Annotated in this window: 26 protein-coding genes and 1 pseudogene; 16 read left to right on the forward strand and 11 right to left on the reverse strand. The window is 38.9% G+C overall.

The annotated features are described in order from the left end of the window. Positions 1-27 precede the first annotated feature (27 nt). Positions 28-1,527 (reverse strand): acetyl-CoA carboxylase biotin carboxylase subunit, encoded by a 1,500-nt coding sequence (gene accC, locus QMD71_03310; protein ID MDI6839875.1) that lies wholly within the window; start codon positions 1,525-1,527, stop codon positions 28-30. Between the two features lie 378 nt (positions 1,528-1,905). Between accC and QMD71_03315 the strand changes: the two genes are divergently transcribed. Then, on the forward strand, positions 1,906-2,187 hold the full coding sequence (locus QMD71_03315; protein MDI6839876.1) for a hypothetical protein: 282 nt from the start codon (positions 1,906-1,908) through the stop codon (positions 2,185-2,187). A 98-nt stretch (positions 2,188-2,285) separates the two neighbouring features. Here the strand turns inward: QMD71_03315 and QMD71_03320 are convergent, their stop codons facing one another. From QMD71_03320 to QMD71_03355, 8 genes and pseudogenes are all read right to left on the reverse strand, one after another. Continuing rightward, the gene (locus QMD71_03320) at positions 2,286-3,836 is read right to left on the reverse strand and encodes an acyl-CoA carboxylase subunit beta (protein ID MDI6839877.1); all 1,551 of its coding nucleotides are present in this window, start codon (positions 3,834-3,836) and stop codon (positions 2,286-2,288) included. Positions 3,837-3,898: 62 nt separating this feature from the next. Next, a pseudogene (locus QMD71_03325) lies at positions 3,899-4,003 on the reverse strand (transposase). 83 nt (positions 4,004-4,086) lie between these two features. Continuing rightward, the gene (locus QMD71_03330; protein ID MDI6839878.1) at positions 4,087-4,638 is read right to left on the reverse strand and encodes a T9SS type A sorting domain-containing protein; all 552 of its coding nucleotides are present in this window, start codon (positions 4,636-4,638) and stop codon (positions 4,087-4,089) included. A gap of 49 nt (positions 4,639-4,687) precedes the next feature. Then, on the reverse strand, positions 4,688-5,539 hold the full coding sequence (locus QMD71_03335; GenBank protein ID MDI6839879.1) for an MBL fold metallo-hydrolase: 852 nt from the start codon (positions 5,537-5,539) through the stop codon (positions 4,688-4,690). After that, positions 5,536-5,931, reverse strand: coding sequence for a cobalamin B12-binding domain-containing protein (locus QMD71_03340; GenBank protein MDI6839880.1), 396 nt, complete (start codon positions 5,929-5,931; stop codon positions 5,536-5,538). The genes QMD71_03335 and QMD71_03340 overlap by 4 nt, the downstream gene beginning before the upstream one ends. 56 nt (positions 5,932-5,987) lie before the next feature. Continuing rightward, positions 5,988-6,281, reverse strand: coding sequence for an OB-fold nucleic acid binding domain-containing protein (locus tag QMD71_03345; protein ID MDI6839881.1), 294 nt, complete (start codon positions 6,279-6,281; stop codon positions 5,988-5,990). A gap of 44 nt (positions 6,282-6,325) precedes the next feature. Continuing rightward, entirely contained in the window at positions 6,326-6,604 is a 279-nt protein-coding gene (locus tag QMD71_03350) for a hypothetical protein (GenBank protein MDI6839882.1), read from the reverse strand. An 84-nt stretch (positions 6,605-6,688) separates the two neighbouring features. Continuing rightward, the gene (locus QMD71_03355) at positions 6,689-8,302 is read right to left on the reverse strand and encodes a methylmalonyl-CoA mutase family protein (GenBank protein ID MDI6839883.1); all 1,614 of its coding nucleotides are present in this window, start codon (positions 8,300-8,302) and stop codon (positions 6,689-6,691) included. 370 nt (positions 8,303-8,672) lie between these two features. On the opposite strand from QMD71_03355, the gene QMD71_03360 reads away from it, so the two are divergent. The 6 genes from QMD71_03360 (at position 8,673) to QMD71_03385 (ending at position 16,628) form a co-directional block, all read left to right on the forward strand. Next, positions 8,673-9,920 (forward strand): ATP-binding protein, encoded by a 1,248-nt coding sequence (locus QMD71_03360; protein ID MDI6839884.1) that lies wholly within the window; start codon positions 8,673-8,675, stop codon positions 9,918-9,920. 4 nt (positions 9,921-9,924) lie between these two features. Then, positions 9,925-11,298: a sigma-54 dependent transcriptional regulator gene (locus QMD71_03365; GenBank protein ID MDI6839885.1), complete on the forward strand. Its 1,374-nt coding sequence runs from the start codon at positions 9,925-9,927 to the stop codon at positions 11,296-11,298. A gap of 314 nt (positions 11,299-11,612) precedes the next feature. Further along, the gene (locus QMD71_03370) at positions 11,613-11,903 is read left to right on the forward strand and encodes a hypothetical protein (protein MDI6839886.1); all 291 of its coding nucleotides are present in this window, start codon (positions 11,613-11,615) and stop codon (positions 11,901-11,903) included. A gap of 34 nt (positions 11,904-11,937) precedes the next feature. Then, complete coding sequence (locus QMD71_03375; protein MDI6839887.1) at positions 11,938-14,130, forward strand: POTRA domain-containing protein; 2,193 nt, start codon at positions 11,938-11,940, stop codon at positions 14,128-14,130. Positions 14,131-14,141: 11 nt separating this feature from the next. Further along, on the forward strand, positions 14,142-15,908 hold the full coding sequence (locus tag QMD71_03380; GenBank protein ID MDI6839888.1) for a sialidase family protein: 1,767 nt from the start codon (positions 14,142-14,144) through the stop codon (positions 15,906-15,908). An 84-nt stretch (positions 15,909-15,992) separates the two neighbouring features. Next, the gene (locus tag QMD71_03385; protein MDI6839889.1) at positions 15,993-16,628 is read left to right on the forward strand and encodes a DUF4390 domain-containing protein; all 636 of its coding nucleotides are present in this window, start codon (positions 15,993-15,995) and stop codon (positions 16,626-16,628) included. A 308-nt stretch (positions 16,629-16,936) separates the two neighbouring features. Here the strand turns inward: QMD71_03385 and QMD71_03390 are convergent, their stop codons facing one another. Then, positions 16,937-17,167: an Lrp/AsnC ligand binding domain-containing protein gene (locus QMD71_03390; protein ID MDI6839890.1), complete on the reverse strand. Its 231-nt coding sequence runs from the start codon at positions 17,165-17,167 to the stop codon at positions 16,937-16,939. A gap of 106 nt (positions 17,168-17,273) precedes the next feature. On the opposite strand from QMD71_03390, the gene QMD71_03395 reads away from it, so the two are divergent. The 7 genes from QMD71_03395 to QMD71_03425 all read left to right on the forward strand — a co-directional run bounded on the left by QMD71_03395 (position 17,274) and on the right by QMD71_03425 (position 23,325). Next, complete coding sequence (locus QMD71_03395) at positions 17,274-18,389, forward strand: acyl-CoA dehydrogenase family protein (protein MDI6839891.1); 1,116 nt, start codon at positions 17,274-17,276, stop codon at positions 18,387-18,389. Positions 18,390-18,434: 45 nt separating this feature from the next. Further along, positions 18,435-19,595 carry an acyl-CoA dehydrogenase family protein gene (locus QMD71_03400; protein ID MDI6839892.1) on the forward strand — a complete coding sequence of 387 codons (1,161 nt, stop codon included), beginning with the start codon at positions 18,435-18,437 and terminating at the stop codon, positions 19,593-19,595. A 12-nt stretch (positions 19,596-19,607) separates the two neighbouring features. After that, on the forward strand, positions 19,608-20,750 hold the full coding sequence (locus QMD71_03405) for an acyl-CoA dehydrogenase (protein MDI6839893.1): 1,143 nt from the start codon (positions 19,608-19,610) through the stop codon (positions 20,748-20,750). Positions 20,751-20,996: 246 nt separating this feature from the next. Further along, positions 20,997-21,308 (forward strand): hypothetical protein, encoded by a 312-nt coding sequence (locus QMD71_03410; GenBank protein MDI6839894.1) that lies wholly within the window; start codon positions 20,997-20,999, stop codon positions 21,306-21,308. Continuing rightward, on the forward strand, positions 21,272-22,291 hold the full coding sequence (locus QMD71_03415; GenBank protein ID MDI6839895.1) for a hypothetical protein: 1,020 nt from the start codon (positions 21,272-21,274) through the stop codon (positions 22,289-22,291). Before QMD71_03410 ends, QMD71_03415 begins: the two co-directional genes overlap by 37 nt. 51 nt (positions 22,292-22,342) lie before the next feature. Then, on the forward strand, positions 22,343-22,687 hold the full coding sequence (locus QMD71_03420) for a FlgD immunoglobulin-like domain containing protein (protein ID MDI6839896.1): 345 nt from the start codon (positions 22,343-22,345) through the stop codon (positions 22,685-22,687). Between the two features lie 146 nt (positions 22,688-22,833). Further along, complete coding sequence (locus QMD71_03425) at positions 22,834-23,325, forward strand: MGMT family protein (GenBank protein MDI6839897.1); 492 nt, start codon at positions 22,834-22,836, stop codon at positions 23,323-23,325. Positions 23,326-23,357: 32 nt separating this feature from the next. Here the strand turns inward: QMD71_03425 and QMD71_03430 are convergent, their stop codons facing one another. Further along, entirely contained in the window at positions 23,358-23,555 is a 198-nt protein-coding gene (locus tag QMD71_03430) for a hypothetical protein (protein MDI6839898.1), read from the reverse strand. Positions 23,556-23,655: 100 nt separating this feature from the next. Between QMD71_03430 and QMD71_03435 the strand changes: the two genes are divergently transcribed. Next, a complete protein-coding gene (locus tag QMD71_03435; protein ID MDI6839899.1) occupies positions 23,656-24,438 on the forward strand; it encodes an electron transfer flavoprotein subunit beta/FixA family protein in 783 nt (260 codons plus the stop codon). Position 24,439: 1 nt separating this feature from the next. Next, positions 24,440-25,435 (forward strand): electron transfer flavoprotein subunit alpha/FixB family protein, encoded by a 996-nt coding sequence (locus tag QMD71_03440; protein MDI6839900.1) that lies wholly within the window; start codon positions 24,440-24,442, stop codon positions 25,433-25,435. Positions 25,436-25,460 lie beyond the last annotated feature (25 nt).

Raw genomic sequence — 25,460 nt, forward strand, 5'->3', positions numbered from 1 at the left:
TTAGACTATTAGACTTTTAGTCTATTATCACATCTTTCTCAATTCTGCCTGCCTCGCTGCAAACTTCCATGCACTGTAACGGGATTCGGATACTTTTGGGATAACTGAAACTTTCTTCTCTTTTAATGTCATCGCAATGGTTGCCCCTATAGCGGCAATGGGCTGGTTTGTCTTCTTTAATTCTGTGCTACCAAGCATCTTATCTACAAATGTTGTATTATACTCACCACTTATAAAATATTGATTATTCATTACAAGCTGATGAAATGGTATACTTGTCTTAATCCCTATTATCTTATATTCAGAGAGTGCTCTCCTCATCCTTGATATAGATTCATCTCTCGTAGGTGCCCATACAAGTAACTTTGCAATCAACGGGTCATAAAACATAGGAACTTCAAATCCAGCAAATACTCCACTATCTACTCTAACACCAGGTCCATTAGGCTCTATTAACTCAACTATTTTACCAGTTGATGGCATAAAGTTATTATCCGGGTCCTCAGCAGTTATCCTGCACTCTATAGCTGCACCTGATAATTTTACATCCTCTTGCTTAATTGATAGACGCTCACCTGCTGCTATCTTAAGCTGCTCCTTTACAATATCTATTCCGGTGACAAGCTCAGTTACAGGATGCTCAACCTGTAGCCTTGTATTCATCTCAAGGAAGTAGAAGTTCCTGTCTTTGTCTACCATAAACTCAACTGTCCCCGCATTTGTATAACCTGACGCCTTAACTGCCTTGACTGCAGCAGCACCCATCTTAGCTCTAAGCTCTTTAGTCATCAAAGGTGAAGGCGACTCCTCTACTAACTTCTGATACCTACGCTGAATAGAACACTCACGCTCACATAGATGGACTGCATTCCCATAGTTATCGGCAAGTATTTGAAACTCTATATGACGAGGAGAGTCAAGATACTTCTCAATATATATTGTTGGATTACCAAATGCAGACTTGGCTTCTGACATCGCTTGCTTCATAGCTGGCTTAAGCTCAGACTCAGACTTCACTACCCTCATCCCTTTGCCACCACCACCAGCAGCCGCTTTTATAAGAACAGGAAAACCTACTTCATTCACAACCTTAATGGCTTCAGCTTCACTTGTAAGCCCTTTACTGGAACCGGGAGTCACAGGCACTTTAGCTTTAGTTATCGTCTTCCTTGCTTCAATTTTATCACCAAGTAGCCTTATAGCTTTGGAGTTGGGACCAATGAATATTATATTATGAGACTCACAAGCCTCTGCAAAATATTCGTTTTCAGCTAGAAAACCATAACCTGGATGAATAGCGTCAGCATCCGTCTTCTTAGCTACTTCTATAATCTTGTCTATCTTAAGGTAGCTCTCAGCTGCAGGTGCCGGCCCTATCTCATATGCCTCATCTGCATACCTTGTATGCAATGCACTCCTGTCAGCTTCTGAATAAACTGTAGCTGTAAGTATACCAAGCTCCTTACACGCCCTAAGTACCCTTATTGCAATCTCACCACGATTCGCTACTAAAACCTTCCTAATCATTTTTCTTCGTTTCCTAATTTCTAATTCCTATTTTCCAATTTCTATTTCCCAAACTATACACTCACTACTCCTCAAATGTCAAGCTTTTTCCACCCTTCTTTAATCACAAGATGACAACAAAATTGTCATTGTGAGCCCCAACAACGGCGGGGCGTGGCAATCTCATCAGTTAGAGAAAAATGAGATTGCTTCGTTTCACTCGCAATGACATTTCTGGTGAAATCCCGTGGTTCACCACGACCTTCACGGTTCGACTGAGCTCACCGAAGTTCGGTTAGTTTTACAGAGAGGCGCTTGGGCCATGTGCTGTCAGTTTCGGCATCAGGTTTGATTCAGGAAGTGGCGAGGTCTATTTTGCGAAAGGCACAGTTATAGGAATTGAAGAAAGCAAATCCCAAATCCAAAATATCCGCAGGATCCTGTGGATTGGAGGCATATCCTAATCCATTTAGGGATAAAACAGTGATTAGGGTTCAGGGATTAGGTAGGGGTTTGATTAATCAAACCCCTACACTACAAATTTATGATTTAGCTGGCAGAATAGTTAAGTCGTTCCCACTAATCACTAGCCACTTATCACTATCCACTGCTGTTTACTGGGACGGAAGTGATAACGATGGCAAGAAGCTCGGTACCGGAAAAATGCTAATTTTGAGATAGACCTCTGGTTAGCTGTCTATAAAAGTTTTTTCAGTTCACACAGTTGAACTCTAAGAACTTAATATAATCTTACATTTTGATACTTTATTTTTGAATTTTCATAACGGTATATTACCGTGCTTTCTTGCCGGATTTGTATCACGCTTGTTATCAGTTAACTCAAGTGCCTCAATTAGACGTGGCCTTGTATCCCTTGGCCTTATGACTTCGTCTATGTAGCCCTTACTCGCAGTTATGTATGGGTTAGCAAACTTCTCAGTATAATCAGATACAAGTTTACTCTCTAATGCTTTTGGGTCTTTAGCTTCTTTCAGCTCTTTTCTATAAAGTATCTTAACTGCACCCTCGGGTCCCATAACTGCTATCTCACCAGTTGGCCATGCAAAGTTGACATCTGCCCTTGTATGCTTTGAACTCATAACACAGTATGCACCACCATAAGCTTTACGCGTTATCACAGTCATCCTTGGTACAGTTGCTTCACAGAATGCATAAAGGAGCTTAGCACCATTCTTTATTACACCACCCCACTCCTGAGCAGTTCCTGGAAGGAAACCTGGCACATCTACAAATGTAACAATTGGTATATTAAAGCAGTCACAAAATCTGACAAACCTTGCCCCTTTTATTGCCGAATTTATATCAAGCACACCTGCAAGTACTGATGGCTGGTTTGCTACTATTCCTACAGACCTACCACCAAGTCTTGCAAACCCAATAATAATATTTTTAGCAAAGTGCGGTTGGACTTCAAAGAAGTCACCATCATCTACTACCTTTCTTATTATCTCGCTCATATCATAAGGCTTTATAGGACTATCTGGTACAATATTATCAAGTGCATCATCTATACGGTTCGGATCATCTCTACACTCAACTAAAGGTGGGTCTTCAAGATTATTTTGTGGTATATAGCTGAACAGCTTTTTAATTAACTCTATACACTCCACTTCACTCTCTGCTGCAAAGTGCGCAACACCAGATTTCTCATTGTGGACCATAGCACCACCAAGCTCCTGAAATGTCACATCCTCATGTGTAGCTGCCTTCACAACATCAGGGCCTGTCAAAAACATATAAGAAGTCTCCTTTACCATAAATACAAAGTCAGTTATAGCAGGTGAATAAACTGCACCACCCGCACACGGTCCCATAATAGCAGAAATCTGTGGCACTACACCTGATGCAAGCACATTGCGTAAGAATACATCTGTGTAGCCTGCAAGACTATCTACACCTTCCTGAATACGAGCACCACCTGAATCCTTTATCCCAATAATTGGACAGCCATTTTTCATCGCCATATCCTGTAGCTTACATATCTTTTCAGCATAAGCCTTAGAAAGTGAGCCACCAAATACAGTGAAGTCTTCCGAGAATATATACACTAACCTACCATTTATTTTGCCATAGCCAGTAACAACACCATCCCCGGGTATCTTTTTCTTGTCCATATCAAAGTCAGTACAGCGATGAGTGACAAACATATCAGTTTCTCTAAAACTGCCTTTATCAAGCAATAGGTCTATCCGCTCCCTTGCAGTAAGTTTACCAGCGGAATGTTGTTTATCTATTCTCTCTTTGCCACCACCAAGTAGAGCCTGCTTCTTAAACTCATCAAGCTCTTTAAGTTTATCATTTTCTTTCATAATCCCCCCTTAATATAACCACATTTAATATCATTGGATTATTTGCATAGTTCAAAATACAGCTCCTGATTTTTAGTACATATAGTCACAAAATATGCACCAGCTTGAGAATAGTCATACTCCTTTAGCCTAATGGACCGCCGTTTGTATTTTGTAGAATTCACTATATTTTTGCCTCCATTATTACAGAGTCAAATAGAAAGCAATTTAAGTTTACCTTCCTCTTTATGCCAACTTTTGAGTTTTAGTATTATCTCACAACAATTATTTTCTTTGTTATACTTTTATTACCAGTAGTAAGCTTGCAAAAGTATACACCTGAGTCAACAAATTTTCCAGCTTCATCCTTACCATCCCAAGAAACAGCAGTGATTAGTAAGAAGTGATCAGTGATAAGTGGAAAAGACTTAACTAATCTACCAGCCAGATCATAGATTTGTAGTGTAGGGGTTTGATTAATCAAACCCCTACCTAATCCCTGAATCCTAATCACTGTTTTCCCACTGAATGGATTAGGATATACTTCTAACAATTCGTCATTCGTCATTCGGATTTCGGATTTTACCGTCTCTTCTACTCCATAAGCATCAACCTTTATAAGATATACATCAGACTCTCCTGCCCCATATGACCAAGTAGATCCAGCTATAATATAGCCACCGTCTCTCGTCTGTGCCACTGAGTAACCGAAGTCCCAATGAGTTCCGCCATATGTCTTTTCCCAGCCAGCAGATACTACATTAGCCAAACCTGGTAACCCCAATATAGTCACTATTACAGCCTTAGCAATCAACCTTAACATACTGCACCCCTTCTCATTGATTTAGACTGAAAAATGAACTCTGTCTACCTCAATGAATAGGATTCAATTTAAGCTTGCCTTCATCTTCACTTAAATACCCCATCCCAATTTTTGGGTCATGCTCAAATATAAGTAGCCAGTGTTCTTTAACTGCTATATTTAATAACTCTCTCTTCTTTTTCATTGTCTCTAATGGATACAAGTCATAACCCATCACATAGGGTAGTTTGATATGTGATGTTGTTGGAATCAAGTCAGCAAGATATAAAGCTTTTCCACAGGATCCTTCGGAATTACCATGTGACTCAATTAACACAACTTGATGTCCTGCTGTATGCCCACCAGTCACAATAGTTTTAACACCCGGCACAATTTCTGTATCCCCATCTATTAGATTAAGTAAACCAGCCTCTTCAATAGGGACCAAATTCTCTTTTAAATAGCTGGCACGAGTACGCTCATTTGGGTTGATGGCAGCATCCCACTCACCACGTTGTATTACATATTTAGCATTCGGAAATGATGGAACAAGCTTGCCATTTTCAATCCTTGTGTTACCGCCACAGTGGTCAAAGTGGAGGTGTGTATTTATAACAACACCTATAGAGTCGTGGCTAAGTCCAAGCTTTTGTAAAGAGTCATTTAAATTACAAGTCTTATCTACCCTATACATACCCTTAAATTTTTCATCCATTTTTTCGCCAATCCCTGTATCTACAAGTATATTTTTATCACCTACTTGTATCAATAAGCAATTAAGACCAAGCTCAATCCTGTTTTCACTATCTGCAGGATTAAGTCTGTTCCAGATGACCTTAGGCACTATACCAAACATAGCACCACCATCAAGCCAAAACTTGCCATCTGAAAGGAGTTCTAAATTAGACTCGCCAAATCTCATTTCTTTACCACCCCCTTTATCCACTTCACTATTTCAGTAGTTGGAGTCCCGGGTCCAAATAGCTTTTTAACGCCTTGTTTCTCAAGTGCCTCCATATCTTCTTTTGGAATTATGCCACCACCACAAACAACTATATCAGCTGCACCTTTAGACTTAAGTAGTTTAACAATCTTTGGGAATATAGTCATATGGGCACCGGATAGGATTGATACCCCTATCACATCTACATCCTCCTGAATCGCAGCCTCTACAATTTGCTCAGGTGTCTGGTGCAGTCCAGTATATATGACCTCCATCCCCGCATCTCTTAAGGCAGCAGCTACTACTTTTGCCCCCCTATCGTGACCGTCAAGCCCCGGCTTCGCTACTAATACTCTTATCTTCTTTGCCATAATACCCCCTATACATTACATGCTTAATATTTTATCTTAATCATTACAGCCTTCTTTTATACAGTAATTATTTGACCATCCCTCCCTATATTCAAATCAGGCTTGCCACCAAAAGTTTTAGCAAATGCATTTGTTAGTTTAACATTATCACCTTCCTTTACCAAATCAATCTGCTGTCTCCAGAGGCTGAGACTAATTGAACCTGTCTCATCCTCTAATGTAGCTGTAACTACATCAGCAGGCCCAAATCTTGTTTGAACCTGCCTCCGCCCACTTATCTTAACTATCCGACCCATTACCTCAATATTACTCATCCCGGGTTGAATATCGCAAATTTTTACCTGTGGCATAATTCACCTCCAACTTTATCCTGTTATCTAAAACCCAACCCCAATTAGTGCGATGGAAAGTATATTTTTGCTTTCTCTTTAATATTTTTTTCTAAATTTAGGTATTTTTCGAGCATTGCTGCAAATTCAGGCTCTATTTCAATTTCTTTGGTCTTTTTGGATTGCCTTGGCTCTTTTAATTTGAATACATTCAATCTATCGTTAACCAGATTAAATCCAATTCCATAGTGTGGAATAAATATTTCTTCAATTTCATGAGAAAAGCCGTGACTCCACGCCAGCGCTCCATCATAAACATCGGTCTTATATTTTAAAGCTTTCATAGTTATACCTCCAATTGTGAGCTTAGGGTGAGCCACCTTTACCTAAAAATCAAACCTGACACCGATTACCACATAATTCCAATATTACCAGAATATCGGTGGCTCTTCGTATTCACCAAATTCTTCACGCAAGACATCACACATCTCACCAAGTGTAGCATAGACTCTGACAGCATCCAATATCTTAGGCATCAGATTATCACCACCCTTAGCTGCATCCCGTAATTCACGGAGTGTCTCCTTTACTTTAGTTGTGTTCCTTTCCTTCTTTAATTGCTTAAGACTTTCTATTTGTTGCTTTTCTACTTCGGGTGGTATCTTAAGTAGCTCTATCTTAGCTGGCTCTTCTTCTACGAACTCGTTTACACCTACAATTATTCGCTCTTTTTTTTCTATCTCTTTTTGGTACCTATGTGCAGCTTTTGCTATCTCAAGCTGGAAGAAGCCTTTCTCAATTGCTGGAATCACTCCGCCAAGGGCAGAAATCTTATCAAAGTATTCATAGGCTTGGTGTTCTAATTTATTTGTTAATGCCTCAACATAATAAGAGCCACCAACTGGGTCTATAGTATTGGCAACACCTGTCTCGTATGCTATGAGTTGCTGTGTCCTCAGTGCTATTCTCACTGCCTTCTCTGTCGGTAAAGCATAAGTCTCATCCATTGAATTTGTATGCAAAGATTGAGTTCCACCTAAGACTGCAGAAAGTGCCTCAAATGCTGTCCTTATAATATTATTTTCAGGCTGTTGTGCAGTTAAAGTGCAGCCAGCTGTCTGTGTATGGAATCGCATAAGTAATGACCTTGTGTCTTTAGCCCCATATTTATTACGCATCTCCCTCGCCCATATACGACGGGCAGCTCTATACTTAGCAATCTCTTCAAAGAAGTCAATATGTGAATTGAAAAAGAATGAAAGCCGAGGTGCAAACTTATCCACTGGAAGACCAGCCTTCATCCCATACTCTACATATGTAAACCCATTTGCTAAAGTAAAAGCAAGCTCTTGAGTAGCAGTTGAGCCTGCCTCCCTTATGTGATAACCGGAGATAGAAATAGTATTCCACTTTGGGACATAGTCTGAACAGTATGCGAGTATATCTGTAATAATACGCATAGAAGGCTCAGGTGGATATATCCATGACTTTTGTGCCTGATACTCTTTAAGGATGTCATTTTGGATAGTGCCTGTCAGGACTTCGGATGGTACACCTTGTTTCTCACCTACTACTATATACATAGCAAGTAGCATAGCAGCAGGTGCGTTTATAGTCATTGATGTAGAGATACGGTCAAGTGGTATACCATCAAATATTATCTCCATATCACGAAGTGAGTCTACTGCTACACCACAACGGCCAACTTCACCCTGTGAGAGTGGGTGGTCTGAATCCCTGCCATAAAGGGTAGGAAAGTGAAATGCAACAGAGAGACCAGTCTGCCCCTTGCTTAATAAGTATTTGTATCTCTTATTTGTATCACGAGGAGTGCCGAAGCCAGAAAACTGACGCATCGTCCAAAGTCTGCCACAATACATTGTAGAATAGACACCTCTTGTAAACGGATACTCACCAGGGAAACCGAGTGCCTCCGTATAATCAAGGTCCTTAATATCCTCTGGAGTATACAAAATTTTTACTGGCTCACCTGACACTGACTTAAATTGAGACCTCTTATCTTTTAGATTCTGTGTATCCATCTTTTCCTCCCGAGGAGATGCTTCACTACGCTTGCCCTGAGCCTGTTGAGATTCTTTCCTTCGCTACGCTCAGGATCAGAGTGACAGGCGAAAAGTTCAGCATGACATACATCATTTTTACACCAAAAAACTCAAAAGTCAAGAAAAAGCTGCTTTGTTGAATAATTCACTTTACAAAACTTGCAACACCTTGATTGACACCGATTTATGAGATTCTTCACTTCGTTCAGAATGACAAGGTCAAAATTGTCTAAAACCGAGTCAAAGGTTGAAAATCAAAGGTGCCAAAAATATTTATTCAACAAAGCAAGAAAAAGCAAAAATTATCAAATTTATTGACTTTTTGTAATGAGGTATTAAAATTAAGTTTATGCCATATTTTATCGTTGCAGTTGGACTTGCTGTAGTAATTACTCTCCTATATCTTTTGCTCCGAAGATATACTCCAAAATTTAGGTCAAAATTGATACTCATTTTTATTTGTTTTTTGCTTATACCAACTATACCACTTACTTTCCTGACCTTAAATCTGCTTACGAGGAACATAGATGTGTGGTCAAACAAGAGAATAGTAAGTGCACTTGAAGACTCATTTACTATATCAGAAAAGCTTAAGGAGACACAAGGAGAGGAAGGATTAGATTTAAAGACAAGGAATAAAATACAAAACATAGTAGGGGTGCTTCAAATTGTAAAGCAGTTACAGTTGTTTAAAAAGTCGATTAAAGTAATACTATGGCTTTTATTTTCTGTCGGTGTGATTATGTTGGTTGTTGCAGGTGTAGTTATTGCTTCAAGACTGAGTAAAGGGATTGAAAGACCTATTCATAACTTAGTTCAGGGGACACAGAAAATTACACAAGGTGACTTTGGTTATCAAATTCCTGTAGAATCAAAAGACGAAATTGGGAATCTAACCGACTCCTTTAATAAGATGAGTAAGGACCTCGAGACACAGCGAGAAGCTCTTAAAACTACAGAGCGATTAAAAGCGTGGCAAGAGATAGCAAGAAGAGTATCACATGAGATAAAAAACCCACTCACTTCTATTGGAATTTCTATTGATAGGTTGACTCCAAATTTAAAAGAAGAAAGAGATAAGGAATGTTTAACTACAATAAAAGAAGAGTTAGAAAATTTACGGCATCTTGCAACCGAATTCTCAGAATTTGCAAGAATGCCAGAGCCAAACTTTGTGCGATGTGATTTAAATGAGATTGTAAAGAGTGTAGTTGAGCTTTATAGTGGAGAGCAAAAAATAAAAGTGAATTACTTTAAAGATATTCCTGATATTTTTATTGATAAGAACGGTATTAGAAGGGTGCTTACAAATTTGATAAAAAATAGTATAGAAGCAGCTGGCCAGATATCTGTATCCACATCAGTGGATAACGAGTGGGCAATAGTTACAGTAGCCGATACCGGGAGTGGAATCTCAAAAGATGTTTTAGCTAAAATATTTGACCCCTATGTAACTACAAAATATAAAGGGACTGGACTTGGCTTCACTATAGCAAAAAAGATAATAGTAGACCATCAAGGAGAGATAACTATAAATTCAGAAGAAGGAAGAGGCACAATAGCAGTAGTTAAGTTACCAATAAAGAAGAAGGTCTAAAAACATGGCAGTCCGTATTTTAGTTGTAGACGATGAACCTAATATCAGAAAATCTATAAAAGGATTACTTGAAGATAAAGGCTACGAACTCGAGACAGTTGCTACTGGTGAGGATGCACTTTTTTGTATAGAGAAAAACAACTTTGATATCGTCTTACTTGATATTGTCTTACCCGGAATTGATGGGATTCAGGTACTTGAAAAGATTAAACAAAACAAACCTTATCTTCCTGTAGTTATGATTTCAGGTCAGGCTACAATTGATAATGCAGTAAAAGCGACTAAACTTGGTGCTTACGATTTCTTAGAGAAACCAATAATAGGCGAAAAACTGCTACTCCTCATAACACATCTTCTTGAGCATGAAGGGCTTAAAAGACAGGTTGCCAAGCGATACACAATGGTTGGGTCAAGCAATGCCATAAAAAAACTTTACGAAGAGCTTAAAAGAGCTGCCCAATCCAATAGCCGTGTCCTTATTCATGGTGAGAGTGGCACAGGCAAAGAACTTGTAGCTCGTGCTATACATGACTACAGTCCTCGAAAAACACAGCCTTTCATAACAGTAAATTGTGCTGCTCTCCCTAAAGAACTTATAGAAAGCGAGCTTTTTGGCTACGAGAAGGGTGCATTTACAGGCGCTATTACAAAGAAAGAGGGTAAATTCATTTTAGCAAATACTGGCACTCTATTTTTGGATGAGGTAGGTGATATGAGTCTTGAGACACAAGCTAAGTTGTTGCGAGTGCTGGAAGAGGGTGAAATAGAGCCATTGGGTGGCAAAACGCCGATAAAAGTGGATGTAAGAGTTATCTCTGCTACTAACAAGAATCTGGAGTATGAGACTCAAAAAGGAAATTTCAGACAAGATCTACTCTTCAGAATAAATGTAATCCCTATTTTTGTGCCTCCGCTACGGGAGCGAATTGAGGATATAGGGATTCTATCTAAATATTTTATTAAGTTATTTTGTGAAGAAAACGGTAAACGGTCAAAAGATATAGAGTCAAGTGCTATAAAAGAACTTGAAAAATATAACTGGCCAGGTAATGTAAGGGAGTTAAAGAATCTTATGGAGCGTCTTGTAATTATGGTACCCAGAGATACGATTACTGTAAACGATGTAGTCTCACTATCCCGACCTGTCGGGATAGGAAGCAAGGAAATGATTGTAGGGCAAGGCTTTAGCCTTGCAAAAAATGAAGAGTTGTCACTTCGGCAGAGAGTAGATAACTTTGAGCGCACACTTATCCAGCAAGCACTTATAGCAGCTGACTGGAATATTAAGAAGGCAGCAGCCATACTTAAAACTGACCGTGCTAACCTTTATCGTAAGATTAGAGAGTATGGTCTAACTGATTGTAGGGGTAATTCATGAATTACCCCTATAACATTAGTGTCAGACTACAACACCTTTGTGTCAAATTGCTACACAAATAAAAGTTTTAGATACTCTTAAATATTTTACATAAAACACTAAAAACCCATCCCCACAATAATTCAGGGAAATAGCTACCAAATTATTGCCCAAATGTCACAGAAGTTGCTATGTTAAGAAAGAGGGTGATTGTAATGAAGAAGAAGTTAGAAGTAGCGGCAGTTGGGATTGGAGGGTTAGTTCTTTATACCCTCGCTATGGGGATAATGCTTTTTATTAACGCACTAATATTGGTGCGTTAAAGGAGGTGAACTATGTTTATATTAAAGAGATTTTGGTGGCTACCCGTTATCCTATTCCTATCAACTGGATTGGAGGGTCGTGCAATTAATCAGGATGTAGTTACTCAATCTATAAGGAATTGTGAGCTAAAGGATACAGGTGTTAGTGATAATGTAGATGGATGGGTTGGCTGTTCTATTGATAAGATAGAGTTTGACAAAAATAGACTCACTCTGAAGCAGAAGGTTGAACCAACAAAAGTAAGCTTAATGAAGTTTCTCTCTTACACTTTAAGTGGGGTAGTAATTTTTTTACTAATGTAGAGGAGCAAAAGCATCGTTTTAAAGGAGGTGAACAATGTTTAGCTCAAATAAATTTTGGTGTCTAACCATTATCTTGCTTCTATCTAATACATTAAATGCAAAGGTTAGACAAGGGATAGCACAGTCTACAGGCAATGTTTATGTTGCCACTGAGGATACAATCAAAGGAGATGTTAGGTGTGAGGTAGGTAACATAGTTATCGATGGTGTGGTTGATGGTGATGTTGAATGTGAGATTGGTGAAGTGAAAGTCAATGGGATTGTGACTGGTGATGTAAGAGTTAAGGTTGGCGAGATTTATAATTATGGAGAAATAATGGGTAATACTACAGTGTCTATTGGTGAGGTCTACGGAGCTGAAATCGAGGAAAAAGGAGATGTAAAAGCTGCTAAAAAAGTTTTAGAAGGTATAGCATTCAATTTCCCGATAGTTAGCATAAAAGTGTCGGGTATGGTAAATGTTCCTGGGCAAGTAATTCGTGATACAATGGCTATACATATAGGTGATACCGTTGATATTGATAAACTGATAAGAACTAAAAAGAACATAGAGGCACTACAGTATTTCAAAACTGTAGCTCTTAATGTAGTCAGAGAAGACAAAGGTGTTAGACTTGAGGTTAAAGTTGAAGAAAATCCTAAGATTGAGGAAGTAAAAATAGAGGGAAAGTCAGTATTTTCAACTGATGAGCTACTTAAAGAATTAGCAATCCCTATTGGGGAAGTGTTGAAAGGGAGTGTTGATGAGAAAAAGAGGGTCATTGAGTCAATGTATCACAAGCAAGGATATAAGTTAGCCAAGGTAACAACAGCTTGTGAAGGCGGGGTACTCACTTTTAAGATTGACGAAGGCTACATTGATAAGATAGAAATCACAGGGAATAAAAGGATATCTACCAAAGCCATTTTTGAGACACTTGCTATAAAAGAGGGTGATTTATACAATGAGGATAAAGTCAAAGAAGCTGTGAAAAGATTAGAGGAACAATTTCCAGTAAAAGTGAGAGAAAAGCATAAAGTGAAAGCATTAATTGAAGGAGGTAAAGAAGGAGAGGCTGTTGAGAGACATAAAGTAAAGGTATTTAAATTAGGGACTGGTGAAGAGGGAGAAGAGTCAATTGAGGAAGCTCTTAAATGTGTAAAGCATGAGAAAGGAGTAGAGAAGGCGTATACAATTTATGAGGAAAAAGGTAAAAATGTGCTAAGAATCCCTATCGAAGAGAAAGACTTTGCAAAAACTGACTTTTTTGATTTAAGATACAACCGAGTTGAAGGCTTATGGTGGGCTGCTAATTTTGAGACAAGAACTTTTATGCCTAATGATTGGAAGCTTAAAATTATGGGTGGCTATGCCTTCACTCCTAAGCTATGGGAATACAGAGGTAGCATAGAGAAGCCATTTTTCTATCCGCATACCTTTACTATCGGGGGTGAATATCGCAATATTGTAGATACACAGGATAGCTGGATTATCAGTGAGGGTGAAGAGACAGCATCATCATTTTTCTTAAACAGAGATTATTATGATTATTACACTAGACAAGGTGCTGGTATTTGGCTGTCACAGGTGGTGATTCCCAAGCACAAAGTAAAGATTGAATACAATGCAGACAAATACGGAAACATTGAGGCAAGTGATGTATGGACTATGTTCAATAAGGACAGGCCTACACGCGAAAATCCACAAATTGATGAGGGCTATCTTAAAAGTATCGCTGTAGCTTATAGTTGTGAGATTGGTAATAAAACGCACAGTATAAAATCATGGATTGGAGTTGAAAAAGCAGGAGACCAGTTAGGTGGTGACTTTGAGTTCACTCGCTACATACTGGACTTACGAAGCTATAATGAATTATTTGCTTCTAATTTTCTTGACTTCCGAGTTAGAATAGGGTATTCTAATAATACATTACCTATGCAAAGGAGATTTTACCTTGGAGATGTTGGCACTTTACATGGCTACTACTATAAAGAGTTCTCTGGCAATACTATGTTTCTTGGTAACATAGAGTATAGACTTGGGAGCAAGACACCTCAACTCGCCATTTTGGCTGATGCCGGTAATGCATGGGAGAGAGGGGGTGACTTTAGTTTATCCGAGTTAAAGCCAAGCATTGGATTAGGGATTCAGAGTTATGGCGGCGGATTTAGAATCAGTGTACATAGACGACTGGATAAGGAAAATGCTCCTTTAATAACATATGTTAGGTTTAGTAAAACTTTTTAGAGGAGGGTAAGATGAAAAGAGTGTATATTTTTATTCGCAGAATCCTGTGGATAAGTTTGCTTCTTATTTCTAACGTGATAGAGGCAAACTCGAAAGGATTAGGTGATCCCAGCAAAGGGTTTGGTATGCTTAACCTTCAATTGAGGCAAATTTTTCAATCCGATAGGTTAGGATATGAGCCTGCCCCGACTTGTCGGGATTTGGCAATCTCACAGTATAAGGATGGCGATTATACTTTTAGCAAGAACATTCAGGTAAACGATGATCCAGCAGGTACAGCAGAGCATTTCACAAAGATTGGAGGAGCTAATATCATTGTAGCACGTGGTGACACGCTATATATTGTGTGGTCAGATGCTCGTGAGGGTACAACTGGGTCACAGATTTACTTTGCTAAAAGTATAAATGGTGGACAAAGTTTTCTACCAAATGTTAAAGTAGGCGATATGCCGCCAAATACAGCGATTATGTTTTTTCCTTCTATAGCAGTAGATGCTATTGGGAGAATCTATGTAGCATGGTCAGATTCAAGAAACTCATCAGGAGATACGGCTACTTTTGATATATATTTTGCAAAGAGTGATGATGGTGGTTTGACTTTCAGCCAAAATAGATGTGTAACTGACACGAGTAGCAGAGAAATTCAGTATGGGGTGAGCATAGGAGTGGCTGGTGATAATGTTTACATTGTATGGGCTGACGCGAGACACTGGGATGGTTCTGGTGACCCTAAATTTCATATCTATTCTGATAGAAGTAGAGATGGTGGACTCACATTTAGTAAAGATATAAAAGTTGACGACTTTCCTGTTGACGTTCCGCCATACGGTGAGATTTTTCCATGTATTAATGTATTAGATGATACTGTATATGTTATATGGTCTCACTTGAATTTAGATGCGTTGGAGTGCGACATTAGGCTTGACAAGAGCGTTGATGGTGGTGTGACATTTGGAACTGACATTAAGGTTACGGTATCTGGATTAGCGCAGATTTTCCCCTCTCTTACAATTGATAAGAATAGAGCCATCCACATAGCCTTTTATAATGTGAATCTTACAGGTCGCTGGCAGATTCTGTACGCAAAGAGTACAGATGGTGGTGCTTCATTTAGTCAAATTACGGAAGTTACAGATACAACATTTACTTATAATGGTATGAGTATAAATATAACTACTGATACAGACTGCAACCCATATTGTGTGTGGGAAGACTTAAGAGAGTCACTGAACATTTCTCATCCATACTTTAGCTATAGCGATGATGGCGGTAATTCATTTAGCAAGAATGTGCGAGTAGTGGATAAACCGGGTACAATAGGTGATGTTGACCAGTTTGGAGTTGGATTAGCAGTAGATGATAACAAAAATGTCTATGCAGTGTGGAGTGATAGACGCAACCATGCACAATGGTACGATATATATTTTGCTAAAGGAACACAAGCAGGAATAGAAGAGAGCCAAAGCTCAAAGCTCAACCCCGACCTTGTCGGGACAAAACTGGAAATCTATCCTACCCCATTTAGACAGACAACAAGTATCAGCTATCAATTGCCAGCAAGAGGTCGTATTTCACTAAAGGCTTACAATTTAGCGGGTGGGTTAATTGAAGTACTGATAGATGATATAAGAGATTGTGGGACTCATACATTAGGATGGACTCCTGAAGGATTCTCAACTGGAGTATATTTCTTGAGACTTGAGTTCTCTCCATTTTCACAAAAGGATGAGTTAGTCAATGACTTTGTAACCACAAAAAGGGTAGTGATACTGAAGTAAAAGATACTTGAGGAGTAGCGAAAGTTTTTTAAACTCAATTTTTGTTATAAAGTTTACACAATCAAAAGTTTAGAAATTTAATAGGTGAGTAGTATACTATTTACAGTTTCCTTTATTATTTTACAAAGTGGTGCACAAAATCCAAATATATCCATCGTTATTACACAATCTAAAAAGGAAGTATTTGTTAATCTTGAAATAGATAATTTATTCACTTATGAGATACTTGAGGGTATAAACAGAGGGTTTACTTCCTGCATTGAGTATACAGTGGATTTGTGGTGGGATAGAGCCCTATGGCTTGACCAGCTGATACAGCGAAAGGAGTTTGCTTTTTTTATAAATTATAACCTGTGGGATAAAGAATACAAGGTAACGGATATTTATGGAGCCATTAATAGGTTTACTAATTTTACTGATGTATTGGATAAAGTATGTGTGCAACCCAATGTCAATATTTGTGCAACTAATATATTGGACATTAATAAGACTTATTATGTAGCAGCAAGAATTGTCCTAAAGCCTTTGGTGACCGAAGACTTAAATGAGATGCTTAGTTATGCGATGGGTGAAATACGGGAAGCAAGAAAAAAGGAGAAGACGAGTCTATTTACATACCTTATAGGACAGGCGAGAAATTTTGTAGGCTTAGGAGATAAAGTAATTACGGGAAAAAGTGAACCAATCAAAGTAACTCAAGAAGAGAAACATAGTAACTAAAAGGCAGAGACAAACCCTGCCTCTACATTCCTGTCTGCCGACAGGCAGGGCGGAAATAAACGGTAACTGACTACTCCTTCGTAATCCAATTTTAAAACAAGAAAGCTATTTCCAAATATAGACTTATGAGACTGTCCGATAATTTAAAGATTGCTACTAAAATGGTAGTTATCCCGATAAAATCGGGAACCCGCATAAAATATGGTGGTCAGGAGACCACCATATTTGAAGGAGGAACTAAAACCTATTGAGATGCTTCACAGAGCCTGCCCTGAGCCAATCCGCCTGAGGCGGAGAAGGGTTCAGTATTAAACTATTATAGAAGTAGTTGTAGAACGCACACCGTCTATCTCATGTATCTTTTCGGCAACTACTTCACCAAGTTTTAATAGGTCATCAGCTTGCACGCGGACTATTACATCATAATATCCTGTAACTATATGAGCTTCTTTTACATCAGGAAGCTTCTTCACCTTTTCTAAAACCTTATCAACTTTTCCTGCATCCGTGTTTATAAACACATAAGCTGATATTGCCATTTCTTACCTTTTTCTTGCTATGTATATTTACATTATAAAAAGAATAACTATTTTGTCAAGGAAAAAGGTTGACAATGTTTAAAATCTTAATTAGAATAAGAGGACAATGGAGCTAACTCAGGAACAAAAGCTTATCCAAGATATGGTAAGAAAATTTGCATCATCTGAACTACTCCCAGTAGTAGCAGAACTTGACAAAAGTGCTACTTATCCACATGAGATAATTAAAAAGCTTGCCGAACTCGGCTTCCTTGGAATAACTATACCTGAAAAGTACGGTGGTGCTAATCTTGATACGGTCAGTTACTGTATAATTATTGAGGAATTGTCAAGAATTTTTGGCTCAATTGGGACAATCCTTATAGTAAATAATGCACTTGTAGCTTATCCTATCCTTAAGTATGGCAATGAAGGACAAAAGAGTCAATGGCTTACTCCACTTGCAAAAGGTGATATTATAGGCGCATTTGCAATTACAGAGGGGACAGGTTTTAACTTCTCTGATATAGAAACTAAAGCAACTAAAATTAATAATGGATATGGAATTTCAGGCAAAAAGGATTTTATCCCAAATGCTGAGGCTGCAAAGCTATTTGTCATATTTGCGAATACTGAAAATGGGGTAACTGCTTTCCTTGTTGATAGGGAGAGTGCAGGACTTAAGGTAACTGAAAAAGAAGATACACTCGGTATAAGGTCAGCCGGTATATGTAATTTAGAATTCAATGAACTTAAAGTTAGTGCCAATGCTATACTTGGCAAGGAAGGCGATGGCTTAAAGATAAGCGAAGAAGCAATTAATCTTGCAAGTATTGGAACAGGGGCACAAGCAGTAGGAATTGGACAGGCAGCACTTGATGACTCTATAAAATATTCTAAAGAACGACACCAGTTTGGTCGTCCAATATGTGAGTTCCAACTCGTCCAGGATATGCTTATAGAGATGAAAATAAAGGTAGAGGCTGCAAGGCTACTCGTATACGATACTGCTATTAAATGTGACTCAGGTAGTAGCTTTGGACAAGATGCCGCTATTGCAAAATTATTTGCTACAGATGCAGCTATGGTTGCAGGAATCAAGTCAATACAGGTATATGGTGGTTATGGATATACAAAGGATTACCCAGTAGAACGATACTTTAGGGATGCAAAGGTTATACAAGTATGGGGTGAGTCTTCAATAGCACAAAAGATTAAAATAGCAAAAGCATTGCTAGAATAAAAATCAAATTGATTTTTGATTTTGAGGGACGGGTAGTCCTGTTATATTATCACGATACTCAGTAGACACCATAAAGAGTTCCAAGAAAAAGTAAGAAGATTTGCTCAAGAGGAATTAGCCCCAAGAGCACAAGAAATTGATAAAAAAGGAGAATTTCAGTTTGATATTTTTAAGCGGATGGCTGAATTAAACCTTTTAGGGATACCTATTCCTAAAAAGTATGGTGGTGCAGGGCTTGACACACTTTCTTATACTATTGCTGTAGAAGAGGTAGGACGTGTCTGTGGCTCTACAGGGATAACACTTGCTGCTCATACATCACTTGGCTGTTATCCAATTTATATTGCTGGAAATGAAGGCCAGAAGAAGAAATGGCTTATCCCATTAGCAAAGGGTGAAAAGATAGGCTCATTTGGACTTACTGAGCCAAATGCAGGCTCAGATGCTGCTGCTACTGAAACTACTGCAAAACTTGAGGGTAACAAATACATAATAAATGGGACTAAAAGATTCATAACATCGGGTGCGATAGCAGATATAATAGTATTTACTGCTACACAGGACCGCTCAAAAGGAGTGCACGGTATATCTGCATTTGTAGTTGAGAAAGGGACACCCGGATTCTCAGCAGGTAAAGAAGAGGATAAACTTGGGCTACGTGGCTCAGTTACTTCTGAACTTATATTTGAAGATTGTGCAATTCCGTGTAAAAACTTGCTCGGTAAAGAGGGTGATGGCTTCAAAATATTTATGCAAACACTTGATGGCGGTAGAATATCAATAGGCGCACTTGGAATTGCACAGGGAGCGCTTGATGCCTGCATTGAATATGTGAAAGAAAGTAAGCCCTCTAACCTGCCTAGCCAAGTCAAGGTGGGTAAACCACTGTATAAATCACAATTCGTTCGAGGTAGAATAGCTGATATGGTAACAGAGATTGAGGCGGCACGTGGTCTAATTTACAATGCAGCTATACTTAAAGACAGCGGGAAACCGTATACTAAAGAAGCGGCTATGTCGAAACTATACGCATCAGAGGTTGGGATGAGAGCTACAACTATGGCAGTTGAGTTACATGGGATAATGGGACTTACAAAGAAATACGAAGTAGAGCGATTTATGCGAGATGTTAAGCTTATGGAGATTGGAGAAGGGACATCTGAAATACAGCGTGTAGTCATTGCAAGAGAAATACTGGGTAAATGAAAAGGGGGGAAGATGAATTTTGATTTAACTGCTGACCAGAAGATGCTACAGGAGACAGTGAGAAAGTTTGCTAAGACAGAACTTGAGCCTGTAGCAGCTGAACTGGACAAGACACAGGAGTTTCCGTGGCTGAATATTAAGAAGCTTGCTAAACTTGGGCTACTTGGTGTGATAGTGCCAGAAAAGTATGGGGGTGCAGGATTTGACTTTGTATCTCTTGCAATAGCGATTGAAGAGATATCAAGAGTTTGTGCCACTACAGGCGTGATTGTAGCAGTCAATAACTCACTTACTGCGTATCCTATTTATCAATTTGGGAATGAAGAACAAAGAAATAAGTGGCTACCCCCACTATGCAAAGGTGAAAAACTTGGTGCTATCGGGATAACTGAGCCAAATGCAGGCTCTGATGTTGCGAGTATGGAGTCAACTGCAAGACTTGACGGCAATTCCTATATACTTAATGGGACAAAGAGATTCATTACAAATGCAGGTGAGGCAGGTATATTTGTTGTCTTTGCGTATACTAATAAAGAAATGAAACACAAAGGAATAAGTGCATTTGTAGTTGAACGGGATACACCAGGATTTACACTCGGAAAGCACGAAGACCTTATGGGTATACGAGCAACTGCTAACTGTGAACTTATCTTTGAAGATGCTAAGATACCAAAAGAAAACTTACTTGGTAAAGAAGGTAATGGCTTCAAGATATGTATGCATACACTTGATGTGTCAAGAATAGACATAGGAGCGCAAGCAGTAGGCATAGCTCAAGGTGCGCTTGATTCAGCACTGAGCTATTCAAAAGAGCGTAGGGCTTTTGGTCAGCCAATATGTGAGTTTGAGATGGTCCAGTCAATGCTTGCTGATATGGCAACACAGATACAGGCGGCAAGGTTACTTGTGTATTATGCGGGCTTCTGTAAAGATAAAGGGATGCCAAGATTCTCAAAAGAAGCCTCTATGGCAAAATGGTTTGCATCTGAGGCTGCAGTGAATGTCACAAGAAAGGCAGTCCAAATCTATGGCGGCTATGGATATACTAAAGATTATCCGGTAGAGCGATACTATCGTGATGCTAAGATACTTGAGCTTTATGAAGGGACATCAGAGATACAAAAGATAGTGATTGCAAGAGACTTGTTAAAATAAAGCAGTTGTTAGAAGAGAGAGAAATTGAGCAGCTTAAATATCTTCTGAAATTTTAGAGAAGAAACGTTTAGAGGCAGGTCTCCTGACCTGCCTCTAAACGAAAATTTTGGTTGGGAGACCAAAAACTACCCAAGTAGATTAAAGGAGGTGATGTGTATAATTGGATAATAGAAGTTGCTGTGGCATAGAGGCAATGGTAGGGCAAGGCTTTAGCCTTGCAGGAGTAAGATAAGTACGAAAAGTGGAGTGTCCCACCGTAATGGGACAGAGAATAGACTTGATGCCCCGCACAAGATCAACTATCAAGGCTGGCTTGCAAATGCAGAGGATACTGCTGGGGTGACAGGTAGTTTTGATATGGTGTTTAGACTATATAATGTACCAACAGGAGGCAGCTCTTTATGGGAGGGAACACAAACCAGTGTTGTAGTGGATAAGGGGATATTCAATGTATATCTTGGAAATGTTAATCCTATACCTGCAACTCTATTCACTGGAGTACCCTTTATCTTCAGATTCAGGTGGGGAGTGAAGTTCTATCTCCAAGGAAGAAGTTAGTCTCTGTTGGCTATGCAATGAAAGCAAAGAATGCTAATAATGCTATCTATGCAGATACTGCTAATTATGCACAAAACTTGATTGGTAAAGTCTCATATGCTGATTCAGCTGGACACATTGTACCACCTGATTCTGTAATCGGAGTAGTATCCAATAATGCACTACTTTACATCAGAAATGACGGTATGGGAGGGTATGGACTCAAGATACGTGCCTCATCGGAGGGCATCCATATAGATTCTACATATTATGGAGTTTATATTTACAGTCCAGTATTTGGGGTCAAGATTGATATGCCAATTTACGATGGTCTCTGTATTGACCAAGCAGGCAACAATGGAGTCTGGATTAATGGAGCGGGTGGAGATGGGGTTTATGCTGTGGCAACACAGCGTGGAGGATATTTTTATAACAATAGCACTGGAACAAACTATCCTACTCTTTGGGTTAGAAATGCATACAATAGTACAAGCAGTGAAAGAATTGCTAACTTCTATGCAGGAGTACCAGAAAAACTAAGATTCTATTTCCAGGGAGATGGTAATGCTTATGCAGATGTTGGATGGAATACATTCAAGAAAAACTCTAAAGGGAGTTATGAATCATACTCAGCAGTTGAGTCGCAATATAAAGAACTTATAGCTCATAGGACTGGTAAACTTGTAAATGGTGAAGCTTATGTTAAATTTGATGCCTCATTTGCTGAATTTGTATCTGCTCAATTACCAATTGAGATTACACTGACTCCAGTTGGTTCTTATAGTGGACTATATGTTGTGGAGAAGGATAAATATGGCTTTACTGTCAAGTCAGGTGCAGGTGATAATAATTGTGAATTTTCATACCTTGCTATTGGGAGAGAGAAAGGCTGCGAACAAAGAGCAGTGGTTGGTAACATTGATGAAGAGGAGAGACAGGCTCAACTTATGGATGAAATGAAGAGAGCTGAGCATGAGAGGAGGATGGAGTCAAAGAAATATTAAGACATCCTAAATCTATGTAATATTGAACAAGCTGGCTTCTACTCGTATCCAATGGGACCTGTTGTTAGTATAGAAGAAACTGAATTATTTAACCCAATCCCAAAGGTATTCAGCTTATCACAGAACTGGCCTAATCCAACAACCGGGCTCACAACCATCAGATATGGACTTCCAAAAGAGGTATCACCTCAAGATAGCTATGTAGATATCAGAATATACGACATTAGTGGCAGAGTGGTAAGAAGATTAGTAAATGGTTTCCAGCCTGCCGGCTACTATACTATCAACTGGGATGGCAAGGATGATGAAGGTAAATCGCTACCGTCTGGCATGTATTTTTACCATCTTGAATCCGATGGTTATACGGCAGCTAGAGTACTCGTCCTGATGAGATAAGATGTAATTCACACTAAATGTAGGAGCAACCCTTGCGGTTGTTTTTTGGAGTGCAAAATCGGTGATTTTGCAACAACACCGTTGTTGCATTCCATATTAAAAAATCATATTTTTGACAGTACTCATTTTATATCTGGAGGTGAAACATGGGTGATAAATTTAAATCACGCACGTTTTGGCGAGAAAAATTAGAAAAAGAACTCCCAAGTCACGGTAAATTAGTTGATATTCCGCCAAAGATGCAAAAAAGATTTGGTATAGGTAAAATGCTTATCCCTAAGCCTCTTGATGTAGATGCTCTAATACGCAAGATTCCGGAAGGAAAGCTTGTCACAGTAGAGCAAATTAGAGAGCGGTTAGCTAAGGATTATCATGCTGATACTACTTGTCCACTGACAACTGGAATTTTTATCAGGATAGCAGCTGAGACATCGGAAGAAGACCTAATAAATGGAGAGAAAAAAATAACACCGTATTGGCGGGTAATCAAGAGAGATGGTAGCCTAAATGAAAAATTACCCGGTGGCATAGAGGCACAAGCGACGCGTTTAAGGCGGGAAGGACACTTAATTGAACCGGGAAGGGGAAAGAAGCCGCCTAAGGTGAGAGATTTTGAAAAATATTTGCAAAAGCTGTAATTAGTAATCAGTCTATTTTCCTGTCCCCAATTTTATCTCTTCCCATAAATAAATATAAGCCATGATAGTGTAACCACACACCAAATAATGAAAATACTAAACATCCCTCCTCTTATTAAACCATCCAAAAACCCTACAAAGAAAATCATACCTAAAAGAATTACGACGCATACTGCCAAGAATACCCTCATTTCTACTATAAGTTTATTTAAGATATTTTTATAATCCATGCCCTTTGAAAAGTCAAGCAAAAAGTAGTTGTGTGGTGCCAAAATTATTTATTGACTTTTTATTGGTATTTTGTTATAATACACACAATTGTTAGGGTGAATGATGGACATAATTGTTTGTATAAAGAGAGTGCCAGAAACTGCAGAGTCAGAGATTAAAGTAGATGCCTCTGGTAAGGATATAATAAAGGAACGGCTTACTTTTGACATCAACGAATCCGATAACTACGGCCTTGAGGAGGCAATCCTACTAAAAGAAAAGTTTGGTGGCTCAGTTACATTAGTGTCAGTTGGGCCACCTGAGGTCGAAGATATACTCCGAATGGGGCTTGCTAAAGGTGCAGATACAGCAATAAGGGTGACAGATGAAAAGTTTAAGGAGCTCGATGCATTTGCGACTGCAAAGCTACTTCAGTCTGTGGTCAAAGTGGCTTGCAGTAAGTTTGATATTATTTTTACTGGCTGTATGGCTAACGATGATGGATGCTCTCAAGTTGGACCTACACTTGCTGAATTACTCGGTATCCCACATGCTACATTAGTAACTAATATTGAGATAAAAGAGAGTATAGCTAAAGTACAGAGGGAACTTGAAGGTGGCTTACTTGAGGTTTTAGAAATAAAACTACCCGCCCTATTCACTATTCAGACAGGTATCAACGAGCCAAGATATGCTTCTCTCATTGCTATAAGAAGGGCAGCGGCTAAAGAAATCAAAGTGATTGATGCAAAAATGTTAGGAATTGATGAATTAGCGACAAAAACAAGAATTGATAGCTTGTTCCCACCCCCTATTGGGAAGCGGGCACAAATTATAGAAGGGACACCAGATGAAGTAGCAACTAAAGTTACAGGTATATTTAAAGAAAAGGGATTGGTGTGAAGTGACAAAAAGGGTATTTGTATTAGTTGAACATAGACGTGGTGAAATTAGAGATATAACTTATGAATTACTTACTAAAGGAAGAGAACTGGCCAGTAAATTAGGAGGTAGCACCTCAGGAGGTGAACTCGTTGCTTTACTATTGGGATACAATGTAGAAAAGTTTGCAGATAAGATTAAATCACAATCGCATAAGGTGTTTGTCATAGAGGATGAGAAGCTTAAAAACTTCAATGCTGAGTCATACCAAATTGTCCTTTCTAATATATTAAAAAAAGAAAAACCATCCCTTACACTTATTGGTCATACTGCATTTGGGATAGACCTTGCACCTGCTATTGGGACTGAACTTAATATACCAGTTGCTACAGATTGTATAGGAATAGATGTAGAGGACAATAACTTAATTACAATACGCCAGATGTATGGTGGCAAATTGAATGCAAGATTATGTTTCAGTAAGAGTGAACAATTTGTGATAACAGTGCGACAAGGAGCTTTCGTACCACAAGAAGCGAATTTGAATGGAGAACTCGTAACTATACAATCACCACTCACACAAGAACCTGATTATAGAAAGTTTGTTGAATACCTTGAAGCAGTAGTTGGTGAAATAGATATAACAAAGGCAGATATTGTTGTAGCAGTAGGCAGAGGGATAAAAGAGCAAGGGAACCTACATTTAGTTGATGAGCTTGCCAAGTCACTTGGTGGCGTCCTTGCCTGCTCACGGCCAATTGTAGATGCAGGCTGGCTCCCAAAGGATAGGCAAGTGGGTTCATCTGGTAAGACAGTGAAGCCAAAGCTCTACATAGCTGTCGGAATATCGGGTGCATTCCAGCATATTACAGGGATGAAAGGGGCAGATACTATTGTAGCTATAAACAAAGACCCAAATGCACCTATATTTAACGAGGCAGATTACGGGATAGTAGGTGACTTATTCAAAGTAGTACCTGCAATTAAAGAAAAAATAGCTGAATTAAAGCCAAGCTGACCAAGGAGAAGACAAGTTACTACTT

The organism is bacterium (assembly GCA_030018315.1).
Taxonomy (GTDB): Bacteria; Hydrothermota; UBA3073; order JACQXS01; family JAGMCI01; genus JASEGA01.

Excerpts from the sequence above, each read along its gene's own strand:
- QMD71_03370 (MDI6839886.1), top strand. The coding sequence starts at position 11,613 with ATGTTTATATTAAAGAGATTTTGGTGGCTACCCGTTATCCTATTCCTA.
- QMD71_03395 (MDI6839891.1), top strand. The coding sequence starts at position 17,274 with ATGGAGCTAACTCAGGAACAAAAGCTTATCCAAGATATGGTAAGAAAA.
- accC (MDI6839875.1), bottom strand. The coding sequence starts at position 1,527 with ATGATTAGGAAGGTTTTAGTAGCGAATCGTGGTGAGATTGCAATAAGG.
- QMD71_03405 (MDI6839893.1), top strand. The coding sequence starts at position 19,608 with ATGAATTTTGATTTAACTGCTGACCAGAAGATGCTACAGGAGACAGTG.
- QMD71_03350 (MDI6839882.1), bottom strand. The coding sequence starts at position 6,604 with ATGAAAGCTTTAAAATATAAGACCGATGTTTATGATGGAGCGCTGGCG.
- QMD71_03430 (MDI6839898.1), bottom strand. The coding sequence starts at position 23,555 with ATGGATTATAAAAATATCTTAAATAAACTTATAGTAGAAATGAGGGTA.
- QMD71_03340 (MDI6839880.1), bottom strand. The coding sequence starts at position 5,931 with ATGGCAAAGAAGATAAGAGTATTAGTAGCGAAGCCGGGGCTTGACGGT.
- QMD71_03420 (MDI6839896.1), top strand. The coding sequence starts at position 22,343 with ATGGGACCTGTTGTTAGTATAGAAGAAACTGAATTATTTAACCCAATC.
- QMD71_03330 (MDI6839878.1), bottom strand. The coding sequence starts at position 4,638 with ATGTTAAGGTTGATTGCTAAGGCTGTAATAGTGACTATATTGGGGTTA.
- QMD71_03365 (MDI6839885.1), top strand. The coding sequence starts at position 9,925 with ATGGCAGTCCGTATTTTAGTTGTAGACGATGAACCTAATATCAGAAAA.
- QMD71_03320 (MDI6839877.1), bottom strand. The coding sequence starts at position 3,836 with ATGAAAGAAAATGATAAACTTAAAGAGCTTGATGAGTTTAAGAAGCAG.
- QMD71_03360 (MDI6839884.1), top strand. The coding sequence starts at position 8,673 with ATGCCATATTTTATCGTTGCAGTTGGACTTGCTGTAGTAATTACTCTC.
- QMD71_03345 (MDI6839881.1), bottom strand. The coding sequence starts at position 6,281 with ATGCCACAGGTAAAAATTTGCGATATTCAACCCGGGATGAGTAATATT.
- QMD71_03355 (MDI6839883.1), bottom strand. The coding sequence starts at position 8,302 with ATGGATACACAGAATCTAAAAGATAAGAGGTCTCAATTTAAGTCAGTG.
- QMD71_03390 (MDI6839890.1), bottom strand. The coding sequence starts at position 17,167 with ATGGCAATATCAGCTTATGTGTTTATAAACACGGATGCAGGAAAAGTT.
- QMD71_03380 (MDI6839888.1), top strand. The coding sequence starts at position 14,142 with ATGAAAAGAGTGTATATTTTTATTCGCAGAATCCTGTGGATAAGTTTG.
- QMD71_03375 (MDI6839887.1), top strand. The coding sequence starts at position 11,938 with ATGTTTAGCTCAAATAAATTTTGGTGTCTAACCATTATCTTGCTTCTA.
- QMD71_03425 (MDI6839897.1), top strand. The coding sequence starts at position 22,834 with ATGGGTGATAAATTTAAATCACGCACGTTTTGGCGAGAAAAATTAGAA.
- QMD71_03435 (MDI6839899.1), top strand. The coding sequence starts at position 23,656 with ATGATGGACATAATTGTTTGTATAAAGAGAGTGCCAGAAACTGCAGAG.
- QMD71_03335 (MDI6839879.1), bottom strand. The coding sequence starts at position 5,539 with ATGAGATTTGGCGAGTCTAATTTAGAACTCCTTTCAGATGGCAAGTTT.